Source organism: Neglectibacter sp. CSJ-5 (assembly GCF_032490475.1).
Lineage (GTDB): Bacteria > Bacillota > Clostridia > Oscillospirales > Acutalibacteraceae > Hominenteromicrobium > Hominenteromicrobium mulieris.
In genome coordinates this window covers 25895-50379 of record NZ_JAVYJC010000006.1, presented here as the reverse complement: position 1 = coordinate 50379, position 24485 = coordinate 25895, and the positions used below count along the sequence as shown (strand labels likewise).

Annotated in this window: 23 protein-coding genes; 18 read left to right on the top strand and 5 right to left on the bottom strand. The window is 54.4% G+C overall.

Going from position 1 to position 24485, the window contains the following annotated elements:
- Nucleotides 1–14 precede the first annotated feature (14 nt).
- The 4 genes from R2K26_RS12135 to R2K26_RS12120 all read left to right on the top strand — a co-directional run bounded on the left by R2K26_RS12135 (nucleotide 15) and on the right by R2K26_RS12120 (nucleotide 3599).
- Nucleotides 15–935 carry a DMT family transporter gene (locus tag R2K26_RS12135; RefSeq protein ID WP_316521743.1) on the top strand — a complete coding sequence of 307 codons (921 nt, stop codon included), beginning with the start codon at nucleotides 15–17 and terminating at the stop codon, nucleotides 933–935.
- A 158-nt stretch (nucleotides 936–1093) separates the two neighbouring features.
- Nucleotides 1094–1804, top strand: coding sequence for a glucosamine-6-phosphate deaminase (nagB, locus tag R2K26_RS12130; protein ID WP_316521739.1), 711 nt, complete (start codon nucleotides 1094–1096; stop codon nucleotides 1802–1804).
- 221 nt (nucleotides 1805–2025) lie between these two features.
- Nucleotides 2026–2595 (top strand): ECF transporter S component, encoded by a 570-nt coding sequence (locus R2K26_RS12125; RefSeq protein WP_316521734.1) that lies wholly within the window; start codon nucleotides 2026–2028, stop codon nucleotides 2593–2595.
- A 122-nt stretch (nucleotides 2596–2717) separates the two neighbouring features.
- Entirely contained in the window at nucleotides 2718–3599 is an 882-nt protein-coding gene (locus R2K26_RS12120; RefSeq protein WP_316521733.1) for a CehA/McbA family metallohydrolase, read from the top strand.
- A 50-nt stretch (nucleotides 3600–3649) separates the two neighbouring features.
- On the opposite strand, the gene R2K26_RS12115 is transcribed toward R2K26_RS12120, so the two are convergent.
- Complete coding sequence (locus R2K26_RS12115) at nucleotides 3650–4366, bottom strand: MBL fold metallo-hydrolase (RefSeq protein WP_316521730.1); 717 nt, start codon at nucleotides 4364–4366, stop codon at nucleotides 3650–3652.
- 355 nt (nucleotides 4367–4721) lie between these two features.
- Entirely contained in the window at nucleotides 4722–5717 is a 996-nt protein-coding gene (locus R2K26_RS12110; RefSeq protein WP_316521728.1) for a hypothetical protein, read from the bottom strand.
- Between the two features lie 312 nt (nucleotides 5718–6029).
- Between R2K26_RS12110 and R2K26_RS12105 the strand changes: the two genes are divergently transcribed.
- Nucleotides 6030–8975: an acyl-CoA dehydratase activase gene (locus R2K26_RS12105; RefSeq protein WP_396897250.1), complete on the top strand. Its 2946-nt coding sequence runs from the start codon at nucleotides 6030–6032 to the stop codon at nucleotides 8973–8975.
- A 15-nt stretch (nucleotides 8976–8990) separates the two neighbouring features.
- Nucleotides 8991–10292 (top strand): 2-hydroxyglutaryl-CoA dehydratase, encoded by a 1302-nt coding sequence (locus R2K26_RS15485; protein ID WP_396897249.1) that lies wholly within the window; start codon nucleotides 8991–8993, stop codon nucleotides 10290–10292.
- 74 nt (nucleotides 10293–10366) lie between these two features.
- On the opposite strand, the gene R2K26_RS12100 is transcribed toward R2K26_RS15485, so the two are convergent.
- Both R2K26_RS12100 and R2K26_RS12095 read right to left on the bottom strand, forming a co-directional pair.
- Nucleotides 10367–10873, bottom strand: a complete 507-nt coding sequence (locus R2K26_RS12100; RefSeq protein ID WP_316521724.1) for a Gx transporter family protein — start codon at nucleotides 10871–10873, stop codon at nucleotides 10367–10369.
- Between the two features lie 243 nt (nucleotides 10874–11116).
- Nucleotides 11117–11653: an SLOG family protein gene (locus R2K26_RS12095; RefSeq protein WP_316521720.1), complete on the bottom strand. Its 537-nt coding sequence runs from the start codon at nucleotides 11651–11653 to the stop codon at nucleotides 11117–11119.
- Nucleotides 11654–11755: 102 nt separating this feature from the next.
- Between R2K26_RS12095 and R2K26_RS12090 the strand changes: the two genes are divergently transcribed.
- Nucleotides 11756–12844 (top strand): FAD:protein FMN transferase, encoded by a 1089-nt coding sequence (locus R2K26_RS12090; RefSeq protein ID WP_316521717.1) that lies wholly within the window; start codon nucleotides 11756–11758, stop codon nucleotides 12842–12844.
- 13 nt (nucleotides 12845–12857) lie between these two features.
- The gene (locus tag R2K26_RS12085; RefSeq protein WP_316521716.1) at nucleotides 12858–13226 is read left to right on the top strand and encodes a NusG domain II-containing protein; all 369 of its coding nucleotides are present in this window, start codon (nucleotides 12858–12860) and stop codon (nucleotides 13224–13226) included.
- 113 nt (nucleotides 13227–13339) lie between these two features.
- Here R2K26_RS12085 and R2K26_RS12080 read toward each other — a convergent pair whose 3' ends face one another.
- Entirely contained in the window at nucleotides 13340–13969 is a 630-nt protein-coding gene (locus R2K26_RS12080; protein ID WP_176820939.1) for an AAA family ATPase, read from the bottom strand.
- A gap of 381 nt (nucleotides 13970–14350) precedes the next feature.
- On the opposite strand from R2K26_RS12080, the gene R2K26_RS12075 reads away from it, so the two are divergent.
- From R2K26_RS12075 to R2K26_RS12030, 10 genes are all read left to right on the top strand, one after another.
- Entirely contained in the window at nucleotides 14351–15037 is a 687-nt protein-coding gene (locus R2K26_RS12075) for a response regulator transcription factor (RefSeq protein WP_316521711.1), read from the top strand.
- A gap of 13 nt (nucleotides 15038–15050) precedes the next feature.
- Nucleotides 15051–16556 (top strand): HAMP domain-containing sensor histidine kinase, encoded by a 1506-nt coding sequence (locus R2K26_RS12070; protein WP_316521708.1) that lies wholly within the window; start codon nucleotides 15051–15053, stop codon nucleotides 16554–16556.
- 484 nt (nucleotides 16557–17040) lie between these two features.
- The gene (locus R2K26_RS12065) at nucleotides 17041–17979 is read left to right on the top strand and encodes an L-lactate dehydrogenase (RefSeq protein ID WP_316521704.1); all 939 of its coding nucleotides are present in this window, start codon (nucleotides 17041–17043) and stop codon (nucleotides 17977–17979) included.
- Between the two features lie 38 nt (nucleotides 17980–18017).
- A complete protein-coding gene (locus R2K26_RS12060) occupies nucleotides 18018–18812 on the top strand; it encodes a CoB--CoM heterodisulfide reductase iron-sulfur subunit B family protein (RefSeq protein WP_308449396.1) in 795 nt (264 codons plus the stop codon).
- The gene (locus R2K26_RS12055; protein ID WP_308449322.1) at nucleotides 18809–19195 is read left to right on the top strand and encodes a 4Fe-4S dicluster domain-containing protein; all 387 of its coding nucleotides are present in this window, start codon (nucleotides 18809–18811) and stop codon (nucleotides 19193–19195) included. Before R2K26_RS12060 ends, R2K26_RS12055 begins: the two co-directional genes overlap by 4 nt.
- 4 nt (nucleotides 19196–19199) lie before the next feature.
- Nucleotides 19200–21188 (top strand): 4Fe-4S binding protein, encoded by a 1989-nt coding sequence (locus R2K26_RS12050; RefSeq protein WP_176820942.1) that lies wholly within the window; start codon nucleotides 19200–19202, stop codon nucleotides 21186–21188.
- Nucleotides 21179–21622, top strand: a complete 444-nt coding sequence (locus R2K26_RS12045) for a hydrogenase iron-sulfur subunit (protein ID WP_176820943.1) — start codon at nucleotides 21179–21181, stop codon at nucleotides 21620–21622. Before R2K26_RS12050 ends, R2K26_RS12045 begins: the two co-directional genes overlap by 10 nt.
- Nucleotides 21610–22578 (top strand): 4Fe-4S dicluster domain-containing protein, encoded by a 969-nt coding sequence (locus R2K26_RS12040; protein ID WP_176820944.1) that lies wholly within the window; start codon nucleotides 21610–21612, stop codon nucleotides 22576–22578. Before R2K26_RS12045 ends, R2K26_RS12040 begins: the two co-directional genes overlap by 13 nt.
- Nucleotides 22579–22581: 3 nt before the next feature.
- Nucleotides 22582–23625 carry a 4Fe-4S dicluster domain-containing protein gene (locus R2K26_RS12035; protein WP_316521691.1) on the top strand — a complete coding sequence of 348 codons (1044 nt, stop codon included), beginning with the start codon at nucleotides 22582–22584 and terminating at the stop codon, nucleotides 23623–23625.
- Complete coding sequence (locus R2K26_RS12030) at nucleotides 23618–24475, top strand: FAD/NAD(P)-binding protein (RefSeq protein ID WP_316521688.1); 858 nt, start codon at nucleotides 23618–23620, stop codon at nucleotides 24473–24475. The genes R2K26_RS12035 and R2K26_RS12030 overlap by 8 nt, the downstream gene beginning before the upstream one ends.
- The last annotated feature ends 10 nt before the right edge of the window (nucleotides 24476–24485 follow it).

Here is a 24485-nt window from a genome sequence, read left to right as displayed (position 1 = left end):
TGAAGGGAATTTTCATGAAGCAATTTCGCGGAGCCTTGCTCCTGACGATCACCGCCCTTATTTGGGGCACGGCGTTTGTAGCGCAGAGCCTCGGCATGGACCATTTGGGCCCGTTTGCGTTTAACGGCGTACGCAATTTCATTGCCGCACTGGCGCTTTTGCCCGTGCTGCTGTTTATGCAGCGCAAAGCGCCGAAAAAAACGCAGACGGACGAAGAGAGAAAGCAGAGCCGCAAGACCCTGTGGGTGGGCGGCGTGCTGTGCGGCACGGCGCTTGCCGTGGCCTCTAATTTGCAGCAGTTCGGCATCAGCTTTACGACAGTGGGCAAGGCCGGATTTTTGACGGCGCTTTACATCGTGATTGTGCCGATACTCGGTTTGTTCCTCAAAAAGCGCGTGCCCGCAACGGTTTGGGTGAGTGTTGTTATTGCGGCGGCGGGCACGTATTTGTTGAGCGTGCAGGAGGGCTTCACCATCGCGCCGGGCGACCTGCTCGTCATTTTGTGTGCGCTGGGCTTTTCCGTACATATCCTCATCATCGACCACTTCTCACCGATGGTGAACGGCGTGGCGCTTTCGTGCGTGCAGTTTCTTGTCTGCGGCATTCTTTGCACGGCAGCGGCGCTGTTTACGGAGACGTTCACGCTTGCGGACATTTTAAAAAGCGCGGGGCCGCTGCTTTTCACGGGCCTGATGTCGAGCGGCGTGGGATACACGCTGCAAATCTTGGGGCAGAAGGATACCCCGCCTGCGGTGGCGTCTCTTATCATGAGCCTTGAATCTGTGTTTGCGGCGCTTTCCGGCTGGCTGCTCCTCGGCCAAAGCATGAACGGACGCGAGCTTTTGGGCTGCGTTCTAGTGTTTGCGGCGGTCATTTTGGCGCAGATCCCGCTTGAGACGCTGAAAAAGGGAAAAGCGGTGAATAAGACGGCATAAAGTAAATTTGGGCATTTCCGGGAACCGTTTCGCGGTTTTCTGCGGGAATGCCTTTACTTTTGTAAATTTTATGGTATAGTTGTAGGTAGAAACTCTTTGGTAAAAACGCGCACGGCATAAGGCCGGCGCTTTATTGTATTGAAAGGATGAATATTCAAATGCGTATTGTCAAAACGAAAACCTATGAAGAAATGAGCGCCATTGCAGCCGGCATCATCGGCGGTCAGGTGCTTTTGAAGCCGAACTGCGTGCTGGGTCTTGCAACAGGCTCTTCGCCGATCGGCACCTACAAAGATCTTGTAAAGAGCTATGAGGACGGCGTGTTGGACTTTTCCGAAGTGCGCACCGTAAACCTCGACGAATACTGCGGTCTGGACGGTACGAACCCGAACAGCTACCGCTATTTCATGAACGACAACCTCTTTGACCACGTGAATATCGACAAGGCGAACACACATGTGCCGAACGGCCACGCAGATGACCTTGAAGAAGAGGCTGTGCGCTATGAGAGCTTTATTCAGTCTCTCGGCGGCATCGATCTGCAGCTGCTCGGCATCGGCCACAATGGGCATATCGGCTTTAACGAGCCGACGGACAACTTCCCGGCGACAGTGCACACCGTACAGCTGACGGAGAGCACCATCAACGCGAACTCTCGTTTGTTCGAGCGCCGCGAGGATGTGCCGACGCAGGCCATCACCATGGGCATCGGCACCATTATGAAGGCGAAGAAGATTCTTCTCATCGCAGGCCCGGATAAGGCGGAGATCGTCGAAAAGGCTTGCTTCGGCAAGGTTACGCCGGAGGTGCCGGCTTCTGTTTTGCAGCTGCACCCGGATGTTACGGTTATCCTTAGCGCGGAAAAGTAAGTTTTTTCGGCAACATTGAAATTCGGTAGTTGACTTTAAGGTTAACTTATGCTATGATGTAGACAGCAAAGCCGCAGGAAGCGGTAACGGTCAAAAGACCGCGCGGCGAAACGCCGTTTGAAAGTATTTTAAAGCCACTTTAAAAAATAGACCACGAAGGTCTTTTCGCTCGGTATGGGCGGAATGCTTCGTGGTCTTTTTGTATCTGGGAGGGTATTTCAATGAACCGTACAAACAGTAAATTTTCCGTTAAAAACCTTGTGCTCGGCGCACTTTTTCTGGCGCTTGCGTTAGTACTGCCGATCTTCACCGGGCATATCCCGCAGATTGGCGCAATGCTGTGCCCGATGCACCTGCCGATCCTACTTGCGGGCTTTGTGTGCGGCGGGCCTGTGGGCGCGGTTGTGGGCTTTATCGCCCCGCTGCTGCGCATGGTGATGTTCGGCATGCCGCCGTTCTACACCGCCATCGCTATGGCGTTTGAGCTGCTGACATACGGACTTGTAAGCGGCATCATGTACCGCAAGGTGTTCAAAAAGCAGACCGTCGGCACGCTGTACGGCAGCCTTTTGACCGCTATGGTCGCGGGCAGAGTTGTCTGGGGTATCGTGAAGGTGATTCTCAGCGGCATCGCGGCGGACGCGGGCGCGTTCACATTTGCGGCGTTCATCTCCGGCGCACTCTTAAACGCAATCCCGGGCATCGTGGTGCAGCTTATTCTGGTCCCGGCCGTCGTCGTCGCCTTGCAGAAAGCAAAGCTGATAGAAGCACCGAGCGCGGAAAAAGCGTAAGCACTATGGGTTCCCTGAAAGGGCGGCATTGCCGCCTTTTTTTCATGCACAAAGCTTGCACTCACCTCGCCATCGTGCTATGATAATCCCAAAGAGACAAAAAGCAGGATGGGGGAAAGACTATGTTTACGGATGTGTTTGGCAAAACCTGGTATAAGGGCAATCTGCACACCCATACGACGAACTCGGACGGCGCGTATACGCCGGAAGAAACGATTGCATTATACAAATCAAAAGGCTATGATTTCCTTGCGCTGACCGACCACTGGTTCCACGGTGAGGGGCGGCAGGGGGAAATTTTTCTCCTCTTAAACGGCACGGAGTTCGACGTGGGCAGTACCGTGCAGGAGGGTATTTACCACATCGTCGGTATCGGCATGGAGAAAGCGCCTGCGCTTACAAAACGCGCGCCGGGGCTTTCCGCGCAGAAGATCATCGATGAAATCCATAACGTGAACGGCATTGCAATCTTGGCACATCCCGCATGGTCGCTGGATCGCGCTTCGGAGGTCGCAAAGCTGTACGGCATTGACGGGTGCGAGATTTACAACACTACTTCGGGCCTGCCGTGGAACTGCCGTCCGTATTCCGGTGTGTTTTTCGACGAAATGGCGCTTTTGGGACACTATTTGCCGTGCATGGCGGCGGACGATGCACACCACTACACGGGTGACGAGACGCGTTCGTACATCATGGTGCAGGCGGATGAATTGACGCGCGAGGGTGTTTTGGCGGCTATCCGTGCAAACCGCTTCTACGCAACGCAGGGGCCGAATTTCCGCGTTGAAATTGAAAATGGCACGGTCACGGTGCATACCTCGCCGGTGCAGGAGATCGTGTTCTTCACCGATACCGTTTGGGCGGGCGACCGCGCGACGGTAGGCGAAAATGTGACCGAAGCGACGTATAAAGTGCAGCCTACGGACACGTTCGTGCGCGTGGAGCTGAAAGACAAAGACGGCAACTGCGGCTGGTCGGGTATTTATCCCGTCAACAAAAAGTAAAAGGAAAAGGTCTGCTCACCAAAACGGAGCAGACCTTTTTGCGTATGAATTTAAAGCGTGACTTGCATGCCGTCGTTCACGAATTTGACGGGCAGCGGAGCGAGCGTTTCCGCAAGCTGCATGACGTTCGGGATATTCCACGGCGCGTAGTGGTTGACGAGCACCTGCTTTGTGGGACAGGCGGCCAAAACGGGCGCGTAATCAGTCGCAGGGAAGTGTGCGGCCTCGCAGATGATAAATTCGGTCGGCTTTTCCTTGGCGATTTTCGGAAAATCGACGTTGGGATGCTTTAAGTCGCCCGTGAACAGCACGGCTTTGCCCTCGGCTTCCACGAAAAAAGCATGGGAATCCGGACAATGCTGCGTGGGAATGGCGGTGACTTTTAAATATCCGTCGTCGAAGATTGTGCCGTCCGTGACCTTTTTAAAGCGCAGGTCGCGCATTTCGCAGTGATTCGCTTTGAGCCATGCACGGATGGCCTCAACGCCCTCCAAGTTCGGCAGGCAGATTTCGGGGTCGGCGGTTTTAAAATACCAGCTGATAAGGTCGACGAACGAGATGAGCCCGTTTGTATGGTCGCCGTGCACATGCGTGATGAAGATGCCCTTGACGTCCTCTACCTCGATGCCGCGTGTGCGCAGGGCATCGATGGCGTTAACGCCCATATCGATGAAATAATATCGGCCGTTCGTTTCGATCAAGGTGCAGGAGCAGCGGCGATTCGCCTCCGGCACGCCGTGGCTTGCGCCGAGAAATGTGATCTGCATAGAGTTTAAATTCCTTTCTTTTCAATACTTTTAGTGCTTTCTGAGATTTTCAAGAATTTGCACCGCAAATTCTTTGGAAGGCCCCCTAATTGGGTCTCCCGCACTTTAACAGTCCGCTGGACTGTTAAAGCTCCCATCCTGATTTTTAGGTAGGCAAAAGAGTTCCGAACTCTGCGGAGTTCGACCAAAGGCGTTGCCTTTGGATTTCACGACCGAACCATAGGTTCGGTTTGACCTTCATTTGAAAGAAGGTCGATCAAAAACTTTTGCATCGCTTCGCTGTCTTCAGTTTAACACGTTTATGTATCGACTGCAATGCGCCGAATTCACAGATTTTCGCTTTCGTTTTTGTCTATCACAGCTTTAGGGTTTCCAGCAGACGGTTCGTTTCTCGCTCTACATGGTCGTAGTCGACGAACGGGCGGTAGATGGTTTCAATCGCGTCATGTGTGCGCTTGCAGAGCCTGAGCTCCTCCACGGCCTGCGCAGTCAAGGTCTCGGCCTCCTGCATGGCGAACGGGATGAAGTCCGAAAGCGGGCTCAAAAGGAACTCGTTTAATGTGCTGCGGGTATCGTCCGCGACACACAGCATGGTGTCGCCGATGCGCACGCACTGCGGTGCTTCCGGCGTGAGCGGATGCAGGAAAATTTCAGTCTGCGTATTCTGCATGAGCTTCATGGCTTCGTTTAAGAACACCGAGCCCAAAACGCCGGGCAGGTACACGGTGTTTTCGGCATCCTGTGCTTCCCGGAAATCCGCAACGCCGGCGGGCGTGGGGCTCGTTAAAAATAGTGTGCGCGGTGTGCCTTCCTTCGGCAGTGTGAAACCCTCTTTTAAAAATGTGCGGATCATGGTAAGGTCGGCAGACCTTGCGGCTTCGCTTACGGCGGCACGGCGCAGGCTGCCTGCGGCGGAAAGGCACGCGAACGCGTTTTTGTAGTGCGCGCGGTTTTCTTCTGCAAGGACAAAAAGCTCTTCGCGGCGGCGTTTGAAGACCTCTTTGTGCAAAAACCGTCCGAGATCCAGCGTTTCGCCGTCGATGCCCGGCATGGCGGGATCTATGGTGTGCGGCGCGGTGCCGTCCAGTAAGACGAGCCGCCGCTGCGGGATACGCACGGCGTCAAAGCTTTCGGGGTCGCTTGCGCAGCGAAATTCTTCGACGGTAAACCCGTTTGCCCGTGCGATGGCGGCGCATTTTTTCATCAATGTGCTTTTTCCTACCCCGGGGCCGCCCTTTAAAACGTAGGTGTAGTGCGGCTCGCTCCACGGCGGCACGATGCCCTCAAAATGCCCGATGAATCCGCGCCCGGTGTTGGCGCCCGGAAAATACCTTCTTTTGCCGTTTGACATAGGAAACCCTCCTCATTTCTCATCGGTGAGTTATATGCGAAAAGCCGTTAAAATAGTCGCCGCGGACAAAACAAAAAGTGGAAAACCCGTGCGAAAAATAGCTTTCCCACACAAGAAAAACCGCGCTGTGTCACGAATTTTTTACAATCTCGCCGCGGTGATGCGTATTGAATTGCGCGCGCGCCTGTGGTATCATTAAGAGTATATTTGGGTAATTTTGCGGATATGTAAGAGCTGCCGAAACAGGCGGCATTTATGCGGTGCCGGTATATCGATGCGGCAAGGGTACCGCAGAAAGGATGAATCAACATGATGAGAATCGGTTTGGACGTTGGTTCCACGACCTTAAAGTGCGTTGTTCTGAACGAGCAGAATGAGGTGCTTTTCAAAAAATATGAGCGTCATCTTTCGCGCATCGTGGAGAAATCCGTCGAGATGCTGCGTGAAGTGGCAGAGCAGTTTCCGAAAGAAAAGGTGCTTTTGAGCATTTCCGGCTCGGCCGGTATGGGTCTTGCAGAGCGCAGTGACATTCAGTTCGTGCAGGAGGTATACGCGACGCGCATTGCGGTGAACCGCCTTGTGCCGGGTACGGATGCGGTCATCGAGCTTGGCGGCGAGGACGCGAAGATTTTGTTCCTTACGGACGGCAATAACGCCTCCGGCCTTGAGGTGCGCATGAACGGATCCTGCGCGGGCGGCACCGGCGCGTTCATCGACCAGATGGCGACGCTTTTGAACATCACCCCGGATGCGCTCAACACACTCTCAAAAGAGCATGAGAAGATCTACACCATTGCTTCCCGCTGCGGCGTGTTCGCAAAGAGCGATATTCAGCCGCTTTTAAATCAGGGCGCGCAGAAAAAAGACGTGGCGGCAAGCATTCTCTACGCCGTTGTGAACCAGACCGTTGCGGGTCTTGCGCAGGGCAGAGAAATCGCAGGTAAGGTCGTATACCTCGGCGGCCCGATGACGTTTTTAAGTGAGTTGCGCGTGGCGTTTGATAAGACGCTCGGCATTACGGGTATCTGTCCGGAAAATTCGCTGTACTTCGTCGCATTGGGTGCGGCGTTTGCGGCAGACGGCACAGAGACGACGCTTGCGGAGATCATCAACCGTATTGCGCATTACACGGCAAAGGAAGAATACCGCGCCTGCCCGCCGCTTTTTAAGGACAAGGCGGATTATGAAGCATTCACAAAGCGCCACCTTAACGCCGGCGTTAAGGTGCGCGACACACTGGAGGACGGCGAGCCGGTTTATATCGGCATCGATGCGGGCTCCACAACCGTTAAAGCCGTTGTGACGGATAAGGACGGCAATATTGTTTGTTCGCGCTATATGTCGAACAGCGGCAACCCTGTCCCGCTGATGCGCGAATTCCTGCTTGAAGTTTACACGCGTTTCCCGCAGGCGAAGATCTGCGCCTGCGCGGCGACCGGCTACGGCGAAGACATCATCAAAAACGCGTTTTCCGTCGATTACGGCATCGTAGAGACGATGGCGCATTTCTACGCGGCGCGCGCGTTTAACCCGAAAGTCGATTTCATCATCGACATCGGCGGTCAGGACATCAAGTGCTTCAAGGTCGAAAACGGCGTCATCGACGATATTTTCCTCAACGAGGCTTGTTCTTCCGGCTGCGGCTCGTTCCTCCAGACGTTTGCGGGTGCGCTGGGTTACTCCATTGAAGATTTTGCAAAACTCGGTCTGTTTGCGGATCGCCCGGTCGACCTCGGCTCCCGCTGCACGGTGTTCATGAACTCCTCTGTGAAGCAGGCGCAGAAGGACGGCGCAACGGTGGAGAACATCTCCGCGGGTCTTTCCATCAGCGTTGTCAAGAACGCGCTGTATAAAGTTATCCGTGCGGTTGATTCCAAAGCAATCGGCCGGGAGATCGTCGTGCAGGGCGGTACGTTCCTGAACGACGCCGTGCTGCGCGCGTTTGAGCAGGAGATCGGCCACGATGTCATCCGCCCGACCATTGCGGGCCTGATGGGCGCATACGGTGCTGCACTGTATGCACGCGAAAAAGCACAGGCTGCGGGTAAGGCGACGGAGCTTTCGACGCTTTTGAGCAAGGAAGCGCTCGAAGAATTCACCCACAGCGTAAAGGCCATCACCTGCCGCGGCTGTTCCAACAGCTGCAAGTTGACGGTGAACACCTTTTCCGGCGGACGCAAGTTCATCAGCGGCAACCGCTGTGAAAAGCCGGTGACGGGCGTGAAATCCACCGAAGCGCAGTACAACATGTTTGAAGAAAAGCGCAAACTGCTCGCGCGCTATACATACAAAGACACGGGCAAGCCGATCATCGGCATTCCGATGGGCCTCAACATGTACGAGCTTTTGCCGTTCTGGTATAAGTTCTTCACAACGCTCGGCTACGATGTGAAAACGTCACCGGCGTCGAATCGCCAGCTTTATTTAAAGGGGCAGCACACCATTCCGTCCGATACGGCGTGCTTCCCGGCAAAGCTGATGCACGGCCACGTGGAAGCGCTGCTTGACGAGGGCGTGGACGCGGTGTTCTACCCCTGCATGACGTATAACTTTGACGAAAACCTCGGTGACAACCACTATAATTGCCCGGTCGTCGCTTATTACCCGGAGGTCATCTCCTCCAATATCCAGAAATTAAAGGACACCGTCTTCATCGGCGATTACGTTGGCCTGCACCGCAGACACGATTTCCCCGGCAAGATGTACGAAATCCTGCGCCGCCATTTCCCGAACGGTACGTTCACGAAAAAAGACGTGAAGAAAGCATCCGACGCGGCGTATGCGGAGTATGACCTCTACATGCGCGCCGTGCGTGCCATCGGCGACAAATTCCTCGCGCTCGCCGAAGAACAGCATAAGCCCGTTATCGTGCTGGCCGGTCGTCCGTATCATGTGGACCCGGAGATCAACCACGGCATTGACAGCCTCATCTGCGACTGCGGCGCGGTTGTTGTGACGGAAGACGCCGTTGCGTGCAAGGAGAAGAAATTCCCGACGAAGGTCCTCAACCAGTGGACGTATCACTCCCGTCTGTACGCGGCTGCAAAGTACGTTGTAGACCGTGCGGATAAGCGCGTGAACCTCATTCAGCTTGTCTCGTTTGGTTGCGGCGTGGATGCCATCACGACCGACGAGGTGCGCGGCATTCTGCACGACGGCGGCAAAATCTACACCCAGCTCAAGATCGACGAGATCACAAACCTCGGCGCGGTGCGTATTCGTCTCCGCAGCCTGTTTGCGGCGCTGGATTTACAGTAAGGGAGGCGCACGAATATGGCTTTTACCGATCGCGTTGAATTTACAAAGGAAATGAAAAAAGGGGGTTATACGATCCTTGCGCCGAACATGGCGCCCATCCATTTCCGTTTATTTGAAAACCTGTTCGCTTCTTACGGCTACAACGTGGAGATTCTCCAGACGCGCGGCCGTCAGATTGTGGACGAGGGTCTGAAATATGTCCACAACGATACCTGCTACCCGGCGCTGCTCACCATCGGCCAGATGATGGACGCGCTGCACAGCGGCAAATATGATCTGCATAAAACGGCGCTCATCATCACCCAGACGGGCGGCGGCTGCCGTGCTTCGAATTACATTCACCTTTTGAGGAAGGCGCTGGAAAAAGACGGCCTTTCGTATATTCCGGTCATTTCGCTCAACATGTCCGGACTTGAGAAAAACAGCGGCTTCAAGCTGACGCTGCCGATGATCCGCAAGGCGCTGGGCGTGCTTGCGTACGGCGACCTTTTGATGCTGCTGCACAACCAGACGAGACCGTATGAGAAAGAGGCGGGCGCGAGCCGGAAGCTTGTGGACGATTGGACGAAAAAGCTGACCGATATGTTCGCAAAGGAAAAAGGCTACTCCGCAAAGGAGATGGAGACGATCCTGCCGCAGATTGCGGAGGATTTTGCGAACGTGCCCGTGACCGGCGAAAAGAAAGTGCGCGTCGGTGTTGTCGGCGAAATTTACGTCAAGTATTCGCCCATCGGCAACAACGATCTGGAAGAGTTCCTGTTCAGCCAGAACTGCGAAACGATGGTGCCGGGTCTGCTTGGCTTCATGCTGTTTAAAGTCGATAACCGCATGGAAGATATTAAGCTTTTCGGCGGCAGCAAAGCGAAGTTTGAGGTTGTGAAGATCCTCTTTGACTACCTCGTCGGCATCGAAAGCCACGTTATCCGTGCCGTAGAGCACGCGAACACCGTTTCTAACCGCTTCACTGTGCCGTCCTCGTATGCGCACCTCAAAAAGCTCATTACAGGCGTTATCGGCTACGGCTGCAAGATGGGCGAGGGCTGGCTCTTGACCGCGGAAATGATGGAGCTTATTGAAAGCGGCTACCCGAATATCATCTGTGCACAGCCGTTCGGCTGCCTGCCGAACCACATCGTCGGCAAGGGCATGATCCGCAGCCTGAAAAACCTGTACCCGAAGTCGAACATCGTGCCGATCGATTACGATCCGGGCGCGACGAAGGTCAACCAGGAGAACCGTATCAAGCTGATGCTGGCGGTTGCAAAGGAAAACATGGAGCAGGCCGAAAAAGAGAACGCTCCGAAAGCGGAAGAATAAGATAAGCTGAAAAACGCCTGTCCTTTTTGCGAGGATAGGCGTTTCCCGAAGGGCGGCATTGCCGCCCTTTTTCTCTATTTCCTCAAAACCGGCAGCTTCTCCAACAGCGGGAGTAAAACCTGCAGCAAAAGCCCGGTACAGATGCCGCAGACGACCGAATACAGCGCGAGCGCGGGAATATACCCCAGTGCGCCGAAGCCTGTCATCCATAACGCGACGAGCAGCTGTGCGAGGTTGTGCCCGAACGCACCGCAGACACCGATGAAGACCGGCGTGAATTTTGTTTTTTTCCACAGTATGCCCATGATGAGCGTGCTCAAAAGTCCGCCGCAAAGGCTCATCAGCCCGGCGGAAACACCGCGCGTCAAAAACGCAAACAGACCCTTGATCGCCGCAATAAACAGCGCCGCAGGCAGGCCGATAGCGCCGGCGGCGAACATGGTGACAAGGTTTGAAAGCCCGGCTTTTGCGCCCGGCGGCATGCCCGGCAGCGGGGGCAGGAGATTTTCGAGGATTCCCAGCACCAGTGCCAGTGCACCCAATAGTCCGATGAGCGCGATGCGCTCCGTTTTTTTCTTCATGGATGTCCTTTCGATTTTGAGGTGTTTTTTTCTAAGGCTCGCGTTGGCTCGCCCTTTCAAGGGACCCCCTAATTGGGTCCCTTGCGGCTAAACTGTCCACTGGACAGTTTAGCCTATCCTCCTGATTTTGAGGTAGGCAAAAAGATTTCGCTTTCTGCGGAAAGCGCTTTAGGGCGCTGCCCTAAAAACCCGCAAGTTTTCTGAAGAAAACTTGACTAAAGACTTTATTCGTCCCGTTTCACGCTACAACAGCGTGAGCTGTTCAACTTCTACGGGGATCAAGTGGATAACCTCAAGCCCTTCTTTTTTCGCTCTTCTTACGGTATAAGCGGTGCCGCCGCGTTTGGCGGCAGGGTCGCGCAGATAGCAGACGCAGTAACCGCTGCGCGCCACCATGGCGTCGTCACGCCGCAGCATACAGTCCGGCGTATACCGTTCAAAAAGGAATTCCGCAGTATCGGCCTGCTTTAAAATTTCACGGTAGCGGCGCTTTTCCGCAAAATGCCAGCGGTCGCTTTGCCCTTTGCACGGCAAAATGAGGTGCAGCCGCACGGGCAGAGCTTCGCGAATTTTCAAGACGGCTTCCGCCGCCATGGTGTCAAATCCTCTTGCGCCGCCGGTGTAAAACTCCGTCACGCCTTTTTCTGCATATAATCTTTGAATTTCGGAGAGCAGCGCCGCGCGGAGCGGTTCCCGGTCTTCGGGCGGAATTTCTCGGTGTCCTGTAAAGCAGCAGGCATTTTTCCGCATGGCACAGCCTCCTTTTCGTTTGATACTCATAGTTTACAGCTTTTTCATACCGCTGTAAAGATGTACGGTGGACTTTAAAACCAATCTGTGCTAAAATTGTTCCGAAACTCAAACGGAAGGAATTTCGTCTTTATGAAAGCAAACGTAAAGCGCCCGGCGCGTTTTTCTTTTAAAACGATTACGGAAAAGAAAGCGAAACATCTGACGCTGATTTTTGTTGCAGTTTTGTTTTTGGTGATCGTCGTCTTGGCGCTGTTTCCGCTTTTGGACCGCGAAGAAGAACGGTACGAGGTGACGACCTACGCCATGGGCAGCTACGTGCAGCAAACTGTTTACGGCGAAAACCGCGAGGACGCGGCCGTGAAAGCGGCGGATGCGGTGGAAGCGCTGGAACAGAAAATCTCCTGGCGTGTGGCGAACAGCGATATTCAGAAGCTGAATAACAACGCGGGCAAGGACTGGGTGACGCTGAGTGATGAAACGCTGAACGTTTTAACGCAGGCGCAGTCGGTTTCGGAAAAAAGCGGCGGCGCATTCGATGTGACCATTGCGCCGATCTCGCGCTTATGGGACTTTGATGACGAATTGAACGAAGTGCCGGACAGTGACCTCATCACATCCTTACTGCCGTATGTGAATTACTCTTTGCTGCGCATAGACGAAACGGAGCAGACGGCGTCTTTGAAAAATCTCGGCATGGCGGTGGACCTCGGTTCGGTCGGCAAAGGTGCGGCGTGTGACGCGGCAGTCAGAGCCTACGAAGAAGCGGGCGCAAAAGCGGCTATCATCGCGGTCGGCGGCAGCGTGGGCGTATACGGCGAAAAAAGCTCCGGCAAGCCGTGGAGCGTGGCAGTGCGCGACCCGAACGGTGACGGCTCTCTCGGTTCGGTAACGCTGGCGGAGGGTTTTGTCTCCACCTCCGGCAGCTACGAAAAATACTTTGAGCAGGACGGCGTTTTATACCACCATCTGCTCGATCCGAAAACGGGCTATCCGGCAGAAAGCGGCCTTGTTTCCGTGACGGTCGTCGCGAAAAGCGGCGTGCTTTCCGATGCGCTTTCCACAGCGTGCTTTGTGCTCGGCAGAGAAGACGGCATGAAGCTGCTGGAAGAATTCGATGCCGAAGGTATTTTCATCGATTCGGACAACAACATCACGGTGACGGACGGACTGAAAGACCGCTTTACACGCACAAGCCGCGATTACACGCTTGTTTCCTGAAAGAGGGGCTGCGATGGAAAAGCGAAAATTTTCATGGAAAGAAGCGCTCCTGCTCGTTTTGGTGCTCGCTGTGGCGGCAGGCGTGTATCTCTATGCCAAAACGCGCCCGAAGGGGGCAGTGGCCGTCATTGAGCAGGATGGCGAAGTGTACCGCCGCGTTGTGCTGGCCGATTTAAAGGAGCCATTAACGCTGGAAGTAAACGGCGCGGTGATTGAGCTTGATAAAGACGGCGCACATTTCGTTTCGAGCCCGTGCCCGGACAAAATTTGTGTGAACAAGGGGATTATCAAGCGTGCGGGAGAATCTGCCGTGTGCCTGCCGCAGCGCGTGAGTGTGCGCATAGAGGGCGGCGACAGCGAGATAGACTCCGTAACGGGATAAAAGAATATGACCATAGAAAAAGAGACGCACCAAAAGGTACGCCTCTTTTTCTGAAGGGATAAAAAATGAAAAATATAAAAGGTAAGGTAAACTCAAATTGAATGTGCAAAGGCTTACTTCTTTGCGGGCGGCTTGATCTTGCCGATGGCCGTAATGATGATCTCCGCAACCTCGTCAATATCGAATTCGGAAGAATCGATGGTGAGGTGATAATTCGAGAGATCGTCCCAGCGTTTATTCGAGTAGAAGTTGTAGTAATTCGCTCTTTGCTTATCGCGTTTTGTGATAAAATCGGAGACCTTCTTCTCATCGCACAGACCTTTGCTCAAAATGCGCTTGATGCGCGCTTCCTTGTTGGCGTGGATGAATACGCGGAACACGTTGTCGTACTCGCGCAGGATGTAGTCGCCGCAGCGTCCGATGATGACGCACGGGCCTTTATCCGCAGCCGACTTGATGATGTCGCTTTGCAGAATGAACAGCTTATCGTTGATGGGCATATCGTTGATGCCGGTGATACGGCTTCCGAAGGTGTAGTTTCCCATCACCATGGAATACAAAAGACTGTTGCCTGCTTTTTCGTCCGCCTTTTCAAAGACTTCCTCGCTCAGCCCGCTCTTTTTTGCCGCCATGGCGATCAGCTGCTTGTCGAGAAGGGGGACATTCAATTTTTCCGCCAGGCGCTCGCCGACCTCGTGGCCGCCGCTTCCGTACTGACGCGCAATGGTAATAATCGGTAACATAGACTCGCCTCCTCGGGTTTCTCAATATAAAGTGTACAAAACACCCGTTCCGCCCATCTCTACGCGACAAAACCGGAAAGGGGATTGTAAAAACACTCTAAAATGAGGGAAAACACTTGAATGATTTGTATGTATTTTCTATAAAATATCTTACTCCACTTTTTCCGAAATGTCAACAGGCAATAGAAAAATTTCTTCGTGAAAGAAATAAATCGTGGAAATACTTGAAAACAGGGCCGAATATTTATATAATTTCCACATGGAATAAAAGCGGGAAGGCGCATACGGCATGGCAGTTTTCATTCGGCATTCACCGCTTTTTCACAAAAGTGCGTTATGATACAGGTATACGGAGCGGAACAGTTAAAAGGAGGCCTTGTCATGTACAGAATTTTAGTCGTGGACGATGAAGCGAAAATTCGCCTGCTCATCCGCAAATACGCGGAGTTTGAGGGGCACGAGGTGACGGAAGCGGAAAACGGCATGGAGGCGGTGCGCCTGTTCCGCAAAACGCCCGATGCGTTCGATATTGTCATCATGGATGTGATGATGCCGGAGCTTGACGGTTTTTCGGCCGTGGCGGAGATTAAGAAGATTGCATCGCCGGCCGTCATCATGCTTTCCGCACGCGGTGAGGAGTATGATAAGATCCACGGCTTTGAACTCGGCGTGGACGATTATGTCGTGAAGCCGTTCTCTCCGAAAGAGCTGATGATGCGCGTTGCCGCTGTGATGAGCCGTGTGCAGCGCACCGCAATACCGAAGCACGAGTTGTTCCGGGCGGAGGGCCTGACAATCGATTTTACCGGACGGATCGTCACGGTGGACGGCGTGCGTGCCGATTTGTCCCCAAAGGAATACGACCTGCTGTTTTACATGGTGAACAACCGCAACATCGCCCTCACACGCGAAATGCTTATCACAAATGTTTGGGGGTATGATTTCTACGGTGACGACCGCACGCTGGATACGCACATCAAGCTGCTGCGCCGCAGCCTCGGCCCGTACAGTAAATTTATTGTGACGCTGCGCGGCGTGGGCTATCGCTTTGAAACGCACGGCGCATAAGGACGGCGGGATTATGGGCGAACAGACAGTAAAGAAGCATAAATTCAAAAAATGGCGCAAGCCGGGCATACGCATGCAGGTCATGCTGGGGTTCGTGCTGTTTACGGCGGTCATTGTGACGTTGCTGTGGACATTTCAGATCACACTGCTCAACACATTTTATAAAGCCATCAAGGTCAATGAGGTGCGCAGCGTGGCGAACCGTGTGGTGGCGATGCTGGACGAAAGTGCCTCCGCGAGCGATTATTTTGAAGTGACGCGCTCGACGAATATTTCTATCCTCATTTCCAACAGCGACGGCTCAAATGTGTCGTTTTCCCCGGCGGCGCGCGGCGGCGTGCTGGAGCGCTTTGATTACCTCGATTGCAAGCAGCTTTTCACCGAGGTGAAAGCGGCGGGCGGCAGCGTGATGGACGACAACATCACAGACCCGACGAGCACCATAGAACGGCAGGATCGCACGATCATTTACGCGCAGACGGTCACGCTTTCGAGCGGGAACGAGTATCTTGTGCTGCTGTCCTGCGACGTGATCCCGGTTGATTCCACGGTGGAAACGCTGAAAATACAATTGTGGTGTCTGACGGGCGTAATGATCCTGCTTTCGTTCGGGCTGGCACTGTTTATCTCTTCGCGTCTTTCAAAGCCCTTGGAACAGATGAACGAATCTGCAAAGCAGCTGGGCGAGGGAAAATATGACATCCGTTTCCCGGAACAGGGCGCAAGAGAGGTGGCGGAGTTTGCCGCGACACTGAACTATGCCGCGGCGGAGCTGAGCAAGGTTGAAGATCTGCGCCGCGAGCTGATCGCCAATGTTTCGCACGATCTGCGCACGCCGCTGACGATGATCTCCGGCTATGCCGAGGTGATGCGCGACATTCCGGGCGAAAACACGCCGGAAAACGTGCAGATCGTCATCGACGAAGCGAACCGCCTGACAGGCATCGTCAACGACCTTTTAGATCTCTCTAAATTACAGGCGGGCGCATTGACGCTGACGGTTTCCGAATTCAATTTGACGGAGGATATCCGCAATACGCTGCACCGCTACGACAAGTTGGCGGATTTCAGCTTCCCGTTCACGTATGACCGCACGGTGTATGTCTGCGCCGATCAGCTGAAAATTTCGCAGGTGCTGTATAACCTTGTGAACAACGCCATTAACTATTCGGGCGGGAACAAGACCGTGTATATCGACCAGACCGTGACGGAAAGCACCGTGCGCGTATCTATTCGCGATACGGGCGAGGGTATACCGGCGGATAAATTGCAGTACATCTGGGATCGCTACTATAAGGTCGATAAGGAGCACAAACGCGCACAGGTCGGCACGGGATTGGGGCTTTCCATCGTGAAGAAAATTCTGGACCTGCACGGCGGGCGGTACGGCGTCGCGAGCGTGGAGGGTAAAGGCAGCACATTCTGGTTTGAACTGCCGGTGTTACGTACGGAATCTTTGATTCTGCCGGAACCGCCGACATTACCGGAACAAAAAGCTGACGCGGAACGGGACGAATAAAGTTTTCGCCGGCCTTTTTCAAAAGGCTGCGGAAACCCGGTCAATGGGTTTCCCAAACGGCGTTACGAAACGTCGTCAGAAAGATGTTCACAGTCGGCTGAATTAAACTGAAAACAGCAAGCATAAACGAACTAAAAGCGTACCCGAAGGTGATTTGGGCGCGCTTTTTTCGCACAGAGAACGAAACACGAAATTCGTATTTGTGAAAGATGTATCAAACTCAAAAGAGGCCCGCGCGGCTTTTGTTTTACTTTCTGAAAAAGCCGTAAATTCCGATATTTTCATATAGAAAAATCGCGAAAATGCTTGATAAAAAGATATCGATATGATAGAATTTATTAGGCTGAGTATGTACCCCGTGAGTGGGGAAAGGGGAAAACTGTGTTTCGCCCCTTTGTTTTCATGTAACTCAGAAGATCCCGCCCGCGGAGGAACATTGTGCTCCCCATCGGGCACAGCACAGGAAGGGAAGTGATCCGGGACAATGAAAAGCAAAATCACCGTGATTGGTGCCGGTAGCGTAGGCGCAACCATTGCATATACGCTTTCCAACGAAGACATCGCAACGGAGATTGTCTTGATCGACATCAACAAGCAAAAGGCAGAGGGCGAAGTGATGGATATCATTCAGGGCACCTGCTTCCGCGACCCGATTTCCATTAAATCGGGAGATTACGAGGATGCAAAGGACTCCAACATCGTCATCATTACGTCCGGCGTGGCCAGAAAACCCGGTCAGTCGCGCCTTGAATTGACGCAGACGAATGTCGACATCATCAAAAGCATTGCACCGAACATCGCAAAGGCCGCACCGAACGCGCTGTACATCATCGTCAGCAATCCGGTGGACATCATCACCTACGTGTTCATGAAAATCTCCGGCATCCCGGAAAACCAGATCATCGGCTCCGGCACCGCGCTGGATACCGCGCGTCTGCGTTTTGGACTTGCCAGCCACTTTAACATTGCGCAGAAGAACATTCATGCCTATGTTTTCGGTGAACACGGTGATTCTTCCTTTATCCCGTGGTCGTGCGCAGAGGTTTCCGGTGCGAAACTGGACGATTATGTGGAGCTGATGCATGCCCTGCCCGTGGACAAGGACGCCATGACGGAGTATGTACATAAATCCGGCGGCGAGATCATCAAGAACAAGGGCGCCACGTTCTACGCGGTCACGGTTTCCGTGTGCAGATTGTGCAGCATGCTGCTTTCCGCATACAATTCCATCGTGACCGTTTCCACCATGATGCACGGTGAATACGGGTTAGAGGACGTGTGCATCAGCACACTCGCCATTGTGGGCCCGAACGGCGTGCAGGGCAAGCTGCCTGTGAGGCTGACGGAGGACGAAATGCAAAAACTCCACGCTTCCGCAGACAAGCTGAAAGAAACCATCGGTCAAATTTATTTTGAAGCATAACCCAAAATCAATTTATAGAAAGGATGACAGGAGTAGCTATGAAGTACAGCTATTATCCGGGATGTACCTTGAGAACGAAGGCAAAGGATCTTGATGCCTATGCCAGAGCTTCCGCAAAGGCGCTCGGATTTGAATTGGAAGAAATCGAAAACTGGCAGTGCTGCGGCGGCGTCTACCCGCTCGGGTCCGACGAGATCGCAACAAAACTTTCCTCCGTCCGCGCTTTGAACGAAGCGAAGGAAAAGGGCCAGGACCTCGTGACGCTTTGCTCCGCATGTCATCATGTCATCAAAAGAGTCAACGACGACATGAGAAACGTGGAGGACATCCGCACGAGAGCCAACAACTACATGCAGCTTGACGAGCCCTATGCCGGCGAGACGAATGTGCTGCATTACCTTGAAGTTCTGCGCGACCGCGTGGGCTTTGACGAACTGAAGAAAAAGGTCGTCAACCCGTTAAAGGGCAGAAAGATCGGCGCATATTACGGCTGCCTGCTGCTCAGACCGAGCACCGTGCTGGCCTTTGACGATCCGGAGAACCCGCAGATCATTGAAGACTTCATTCGTGCCATCGGCGCAGAGCCGGTCGTATATCCGTACCGCAACGAGTGCTGCGGCGGCTATATCTCCCTTAAAGAAAAAGAAATGAGCGGCCGTATGAGCTGCAATATCGTAGACAGCGCAGCCGGTGCAGGCGCAGAAATGCTCATCACGGCATGTCCACTCTGCATGTATAATCTCAACAAGAGCGGCAGCGGCAAGATCCCGGTGTATTACTTCACCGAGCTTCTCGCAGAGGCCCTCGGCGTGAAAGAGGAGGCGTTAAAGTGAGCATCAGCAAACAGGCGGAGCAGATCCGCGAGATCAGCGGCGTCAACCCCTACAAGTGCATGAAGTGCGGCAAATGTTCCGCATCCTGCCCGTCGTTCAACGAAATGGACATTAAGCCTCACCAGTTCGTTTCCTATGTGCTGAATGACGACATTGAGTCCCTTGTGAATTCCAAGTCCCTTTGGAAGTGCCTTTCCTGCTTTGCCTGCATTGAGCGCTGCCCGAGAGACGTTAAGCCCGGCAAGCTCATCGATGCGGCAAGACAGCTTGTCGTGCGCCAGCGCGGTGAAGCATACCTTACGCCGGACGAGATCCCGGAGCTTTTGGATCCGGATCTGCCCCAGCAGCTCCTTGTGAGCGCGTTCAGAAGATACAGGAGGTGATAGCGTGCAGAGAATTGGTGTATTTGTGTGCCATTGCGGCAGCAACATCGCAGCTACGGTAGATGTAAAGAAAGTCGTAGAAATGGTCAGTCATGAGCCGGGTGTCGTGCACGCGGAAGATTATCAGTACATGTGCTCCGAGGTCGGCCAAGCGAAGATCATCGAAGCCATCCGCGAAAAACACCTGACCGGTCTTGTGGTTTGTTCCTGCTCCCCGCGTATGCACGAGACGACTTTCCGCAAAACGGCGGAAAGAGCCGGCCTCAACCCCTACATGGTCGAGATTGCAAACATCCGTGAGCACTGCTCCTGGATCCACAAGAACATGGAAGAAGCGACCGAAAAGGCCGTCATCCTTGCCAGAGCGGCTATCGCAAAGGTCAATCTTGACGCGCCGCTGTTCCCGGGCGAAAGCCGCGTAACAAAGCGCGCGCTCGTCATCGGCGGCGGTATTGCAGGCATTCAGACTGCGCTCGACATTGCAGACGCAGGCTATGAAGTCGATATCGTTGAGAAGACCCCCAGCATCGGCGGCCGTATGAGCCAGCTCGATAAGACGTTCCCGACGCTCGACTGCTCCGCATGTATTTTGACCCCGAAAATGGTGGAGGCTTCCGCAAACGAGAAGATTCATCTGTATACATACAGCGAAGTGGAGAAGGTCTCAGGCTTCGTGGGCGATTTCACCGTGGACATCCGCAAGAAGGCGCGCAGCGTCGATATGTCTAAGTGCACCGGCTGCGGCGTCTGCCAGGAGAAATGTCCTTCCAGAAAGACCCCGAGCGAATTCAACCGCGGCTTGAACACGAGAAGCGCTATTTATACCCCGTTCGCACAGGCAATCCCGAACGTCCCGGTCATCGACCGTGAAGCTTGCATCAAGTTCAAGACCGGCAAGTGCGGTCTGTGCCAGAAGGTTTGTCAGGCGGGCGCCATCGATTACGAGCAGAAGGATGAAATCGTCACCGAGAAGTACGGCGCTATCGTCGTCGCTACCGGCTTCGATACCATCAAGCTCGATAAGTACGACGAGTACGCATACAGCCAGAGCAAGGATGTCATCACGTCCCTCGAGCTCGAGCGCATCATGAACGCGGCAGGCCCCACGAAGGGTCATCTGGAGCGCCTTTCCGACGGCAAGCACCCGAAGAACATGGTGTTCATCCAGTGTGTAGGCAGTCGCTGCTCCGATAAGCGCGGTAAGAGCTACTGCTCCAAGATTTGCTGCATGTACACGGCAAAGCACGCCATGTTGATCCGTGATAAATACCCGGATGTCAACGTAACGGTGTTCTACATCGACGTGCGTACCCCCGGTAAGAACTTCGATGAGTTCTACCGTCGCGCCGTGGAAGATTACGGCGTAAACTACATCAAGGGTCAGGTCGGCAAGGTTATGCCGCAGCCGAACGGCCAGCTGCTTGTGCAGGGCGTTGACCTGCTCGACAACAAGCAGATCCTGATGGAAGCGGATATGGTCGTCCTCGCAACGGCGATTGAGCCGAACGCGGACGTGCGCCGCATTGCGACCATGCTGACCGCCAGCATCGATACCAATAACTTCCTCACCGAGGCTCACGCAAAGCTGCGCCCGGTCGAGTCCCCGACGGCAGGCGTATTCCTCTCCGGCGTATGCCAGGGCCCGAAGGATATTCCGGAAACGGTCGCGCAGGCAGGCGCGGCGGCTGTTAAGGCCATCGGTCTGCTCGCGAAGGATAAGCTGATGACGAACCCGTGCACCGCTAAGAGCGACGAGCTGCTCTGCAACGGCTGCTCGCAGTGCGCAAACGTCTGCCCCTACGGCGCAATCAGCTATGAGACAAAGCTCATCAACGACCACGGCATCCGTGAAGATCGCCGCGTAGCCGTTGTCAACAGTGCGCTGTGCCAGGGCTGCGGTGCCTGCACCGTTACCTGCCCGTCCGGCGCAATGGATCTGCAGGGCTTTGCAAACAGACAGATTCTTGCGGAGGTGGATGCAATATGTCGATAACAGCAAACGAAGAGTTCAAGCCGAAGATCGTTGCGTTCTGCTGCAACTGGTGCAGCTACGCCGGCGCAGACCTTGCAGGCAGCAGCCGCTTGGTTTATCCGGCAGACGTTAAGATCATCCGCGTGCCGTGCTCCTGCCGTGTGAACCCCATGTTCATCCTGCGTGCTTTTGAAAAGGGCGCAGACGGCGTTATCCTGTGCGGCTGCCACCCGGGCGACTGCCATTACAGCACCGGCAACTACTATGCCAGAAGAAGAATGGCGCTTCTGTTCTCTATGCTCGATTACATCGGCGTGGAGCACGGACGCACCCGCGTGGAATGGGTCTCCGCAGCAGAGGGCGTAAAGTTCTCCCAGACCATGAATGAGTTCGTGGCGAAGATTACTTCGCTCGGCAAGAACGTCAGACTGGAGGATTTGAGATGCAGGAAATGATCAACCGCGCAAAAGAGCTGCTCAGCGACGGCACCGTAAACCGTGTGCTCGGCTGGCGCCGTGGCGATATGTCCTACAACCCGGAGCCGTCTTACTTTGAGACGGCGGAGGATCTGGACGCAAACTTCGTCTACAACGGCTTCTGCGGCGCGAACCTCAGTAAATATATGATCGAGGGCTCGAAGCTTGAGGGCAAGACGCTTGTCTTCCTGAAGCCCTGCGATTCTTACAGCTTCAACCAGCTCATAGCAGAGCACCGCGTAGACCGTGACAAGGCTTACATTATCGGTGTCGGCTGCATGGGCAAGCTCAGCTTCGAGAAGATCAAGGAGCAGGGCGTTAAGGGCATCACGAACATCACGATCGACGATGCAAACGAGAACATCACCGTGGAGACGCTCTACGGCGAAAAGACGCTCGCCTATAAGGATTGCATGCTGGAGCGCTGCCATGTCTGCAAGGGCAAGGAGCACCAGATTTTCGACGAGACCATCGGCGAGAGCCGCGACACAAAGGACGCAGACCGCTTTGCAGAGGTCGAGAAGATCGAAGCCATGAGCCCGGAAGAAAAGTTCGCTTTCTTCCAGAATGAGCTCAGCCGCTGCATCCGCTGCAACGCCTGCCGCAATGTGTGTCCGGCGTGCAGCTGCCGCAAGTGCGTCTTCGACAGCACGAAGTTCGACAGCGCACAGAAGGCGAACGTGGACTCCTTTGAGGAGAGAATGTTCCACATCATCCGTGCATTCCACGTAGCCGGCCGCTGCACAGACTGCGGCGAGTGCAGCCGCGTATGTCCGCAAGGCATTCCGCTGCATCTCTTCAACCGCAAGTTCATCAAGGATATCGACGAATTTTACGGTGAGTTCCAGGCCGGTGTCGATCCGGAGGCAAAGAGCCCGCTGACGAGCTTTACCTTCAACGACGTAGAGCCGGGCGTTACCGGGGGAAGGAGATAAGCCATGTTCAAGATTGCAAAAAGTAAGCTGCCCGAGCTGCTGAAAGCGATCGCGGCACAGCAGGAGCTGTTCCTGCCGGTGAACAACAACGGTCAGGTCAACTTCGCCGCGTGGTTTGAAGGCTGCAATGCAGACATTGAAACACTTAAGACGGTGAAATCTCCGAAGGACATGTTCTTCCCGCAGAGCGAAACGCTTTACACGGTCAAAAAAGAGCAGCACAAGCTCTCCGTTGAGCCGCAGGCGCTTGCAGATCAGAACTTCGTCGCTTTCGGCATGAAGGCCTGCGACATTCAGGGCATTAAGGTCCTCGATAAGGTCTTCCTCGCTGAGCCGGTCGATACGTTCTACCGCGCAAGACGCGAGCACGGTACCATCGTGGCGCTTGCTTGCCACGAGCCGGAAGAGTCCTGCTTCTGTAAGGTTTTCGGCGTTGACTGCGCTGAGCCGGACGCCGATGTCGTCATGTGGAACGCGAACGACACGCTCTACTGGAAAGCTGTAACGGACAAGGGCACCGCCCTCACCGAAGCGCTCTCCGGCGTGCTCGAAAATGCCGACGCAGCGGACGAAAAGGCCGTGGAGACCGAACAGGAGAACATCCGCGCAATCGTAGAGAAGCTGCCGTACACGAACCTCTCTCTCGAGGGTTGGAACGGCAACGTCACCGAAGAAAAATTCAACTCCCCCGTTTGGGAGAAGCTTTATAAGCCGTGCCTTGCGTGCGGCACCTGCACCTTTGTGTGCCCCACCTGCCAGTGCTATGATATCAAGGACTACGACACGGGCCACGGCATTCAGCGTTATCGCTGCTGGGACTCCTGCATGTACTCCGACTTTACGATGATGGCGCACGGCAACAACAGAACGAGCCAGATGCAGCGCTTCCGTCAGCGCTTCATGCATAAGCTCGTGTACTTCCCGGCGAACAACGACGGCATGTATTCCTGCGTAGGCTGCGGCCGCTGCGTGGAAAAGTGCCCGTCCTCGCTCAATATCGTGAAGGTCATCAAGGCGTTTGAAAAGGAGGCTGCAAACCATGAGTGATACCTGTCATTGCCATGATAACTATGTAAAAGACGTTCTGATCCCACAGGTCGGCGTCATCACGGACATCCGTGAGGAGACCCCGGACGTCAAGACGTTCCGCGTCAATGCGCCGGAGGGCGGCAAGCTCTTCGAGCATATGCCCGGCCAGTGCGCTATGCTGTGCGCACCGGGCGTCAGCGAGGGTATGTTCTCCATCACCTCTTCGCCGACGAACAAAGAATACCAGGAATTCAGCATCAAGAAGTGCGGTCAGCTTACAGACTACCTGCACAGCCTTGAGGTGGGCGATGAGATTACCGTGCGCGGCCCGTACGGCAACCACTTCCCGGTAGAAGACAAATTAAAGGGCAAGAACCTGCTCTTTATCGCCGGCGGCATCGGTCTTGCACCGTTGCGCTCTGTCATCAACTACGTGCTCGACAACCGCAGTGATTACGGCACCGTAGATATTCTGTACGGTTCCCGTTCCAAGGACGACCTTGTACAGCTGAAGGAAATTCAGGACGTATGGATGAAGACGGAAGGCGTGAACGTATATCTCACGATCGACCGCGAGCAGGTGGGCTGGGACGGCCACGTCGGCTTTGTTCCGGCATACCTCAAGGAGCTCGGCTTCGATACAAACAAAACGGCGCTGCTTTGCGGACCTCCGATCATGATCAAATTCTGCTTAGCATCGCTGATTGAAATGGGCTTCTCGAAAGAACAGGTCTACACCACGCTGGAGCTGCGCATGAAGTGCGGCATCGGCAAGTGCGGCCGCTGCAACATCGGTTCCAAGTACGTCTGCAAGGACGGCCCGGTGTTCCGCTGCGACGAGATCGACGAGCTGCCGAACGAGTATTAAGAAAGGGGTT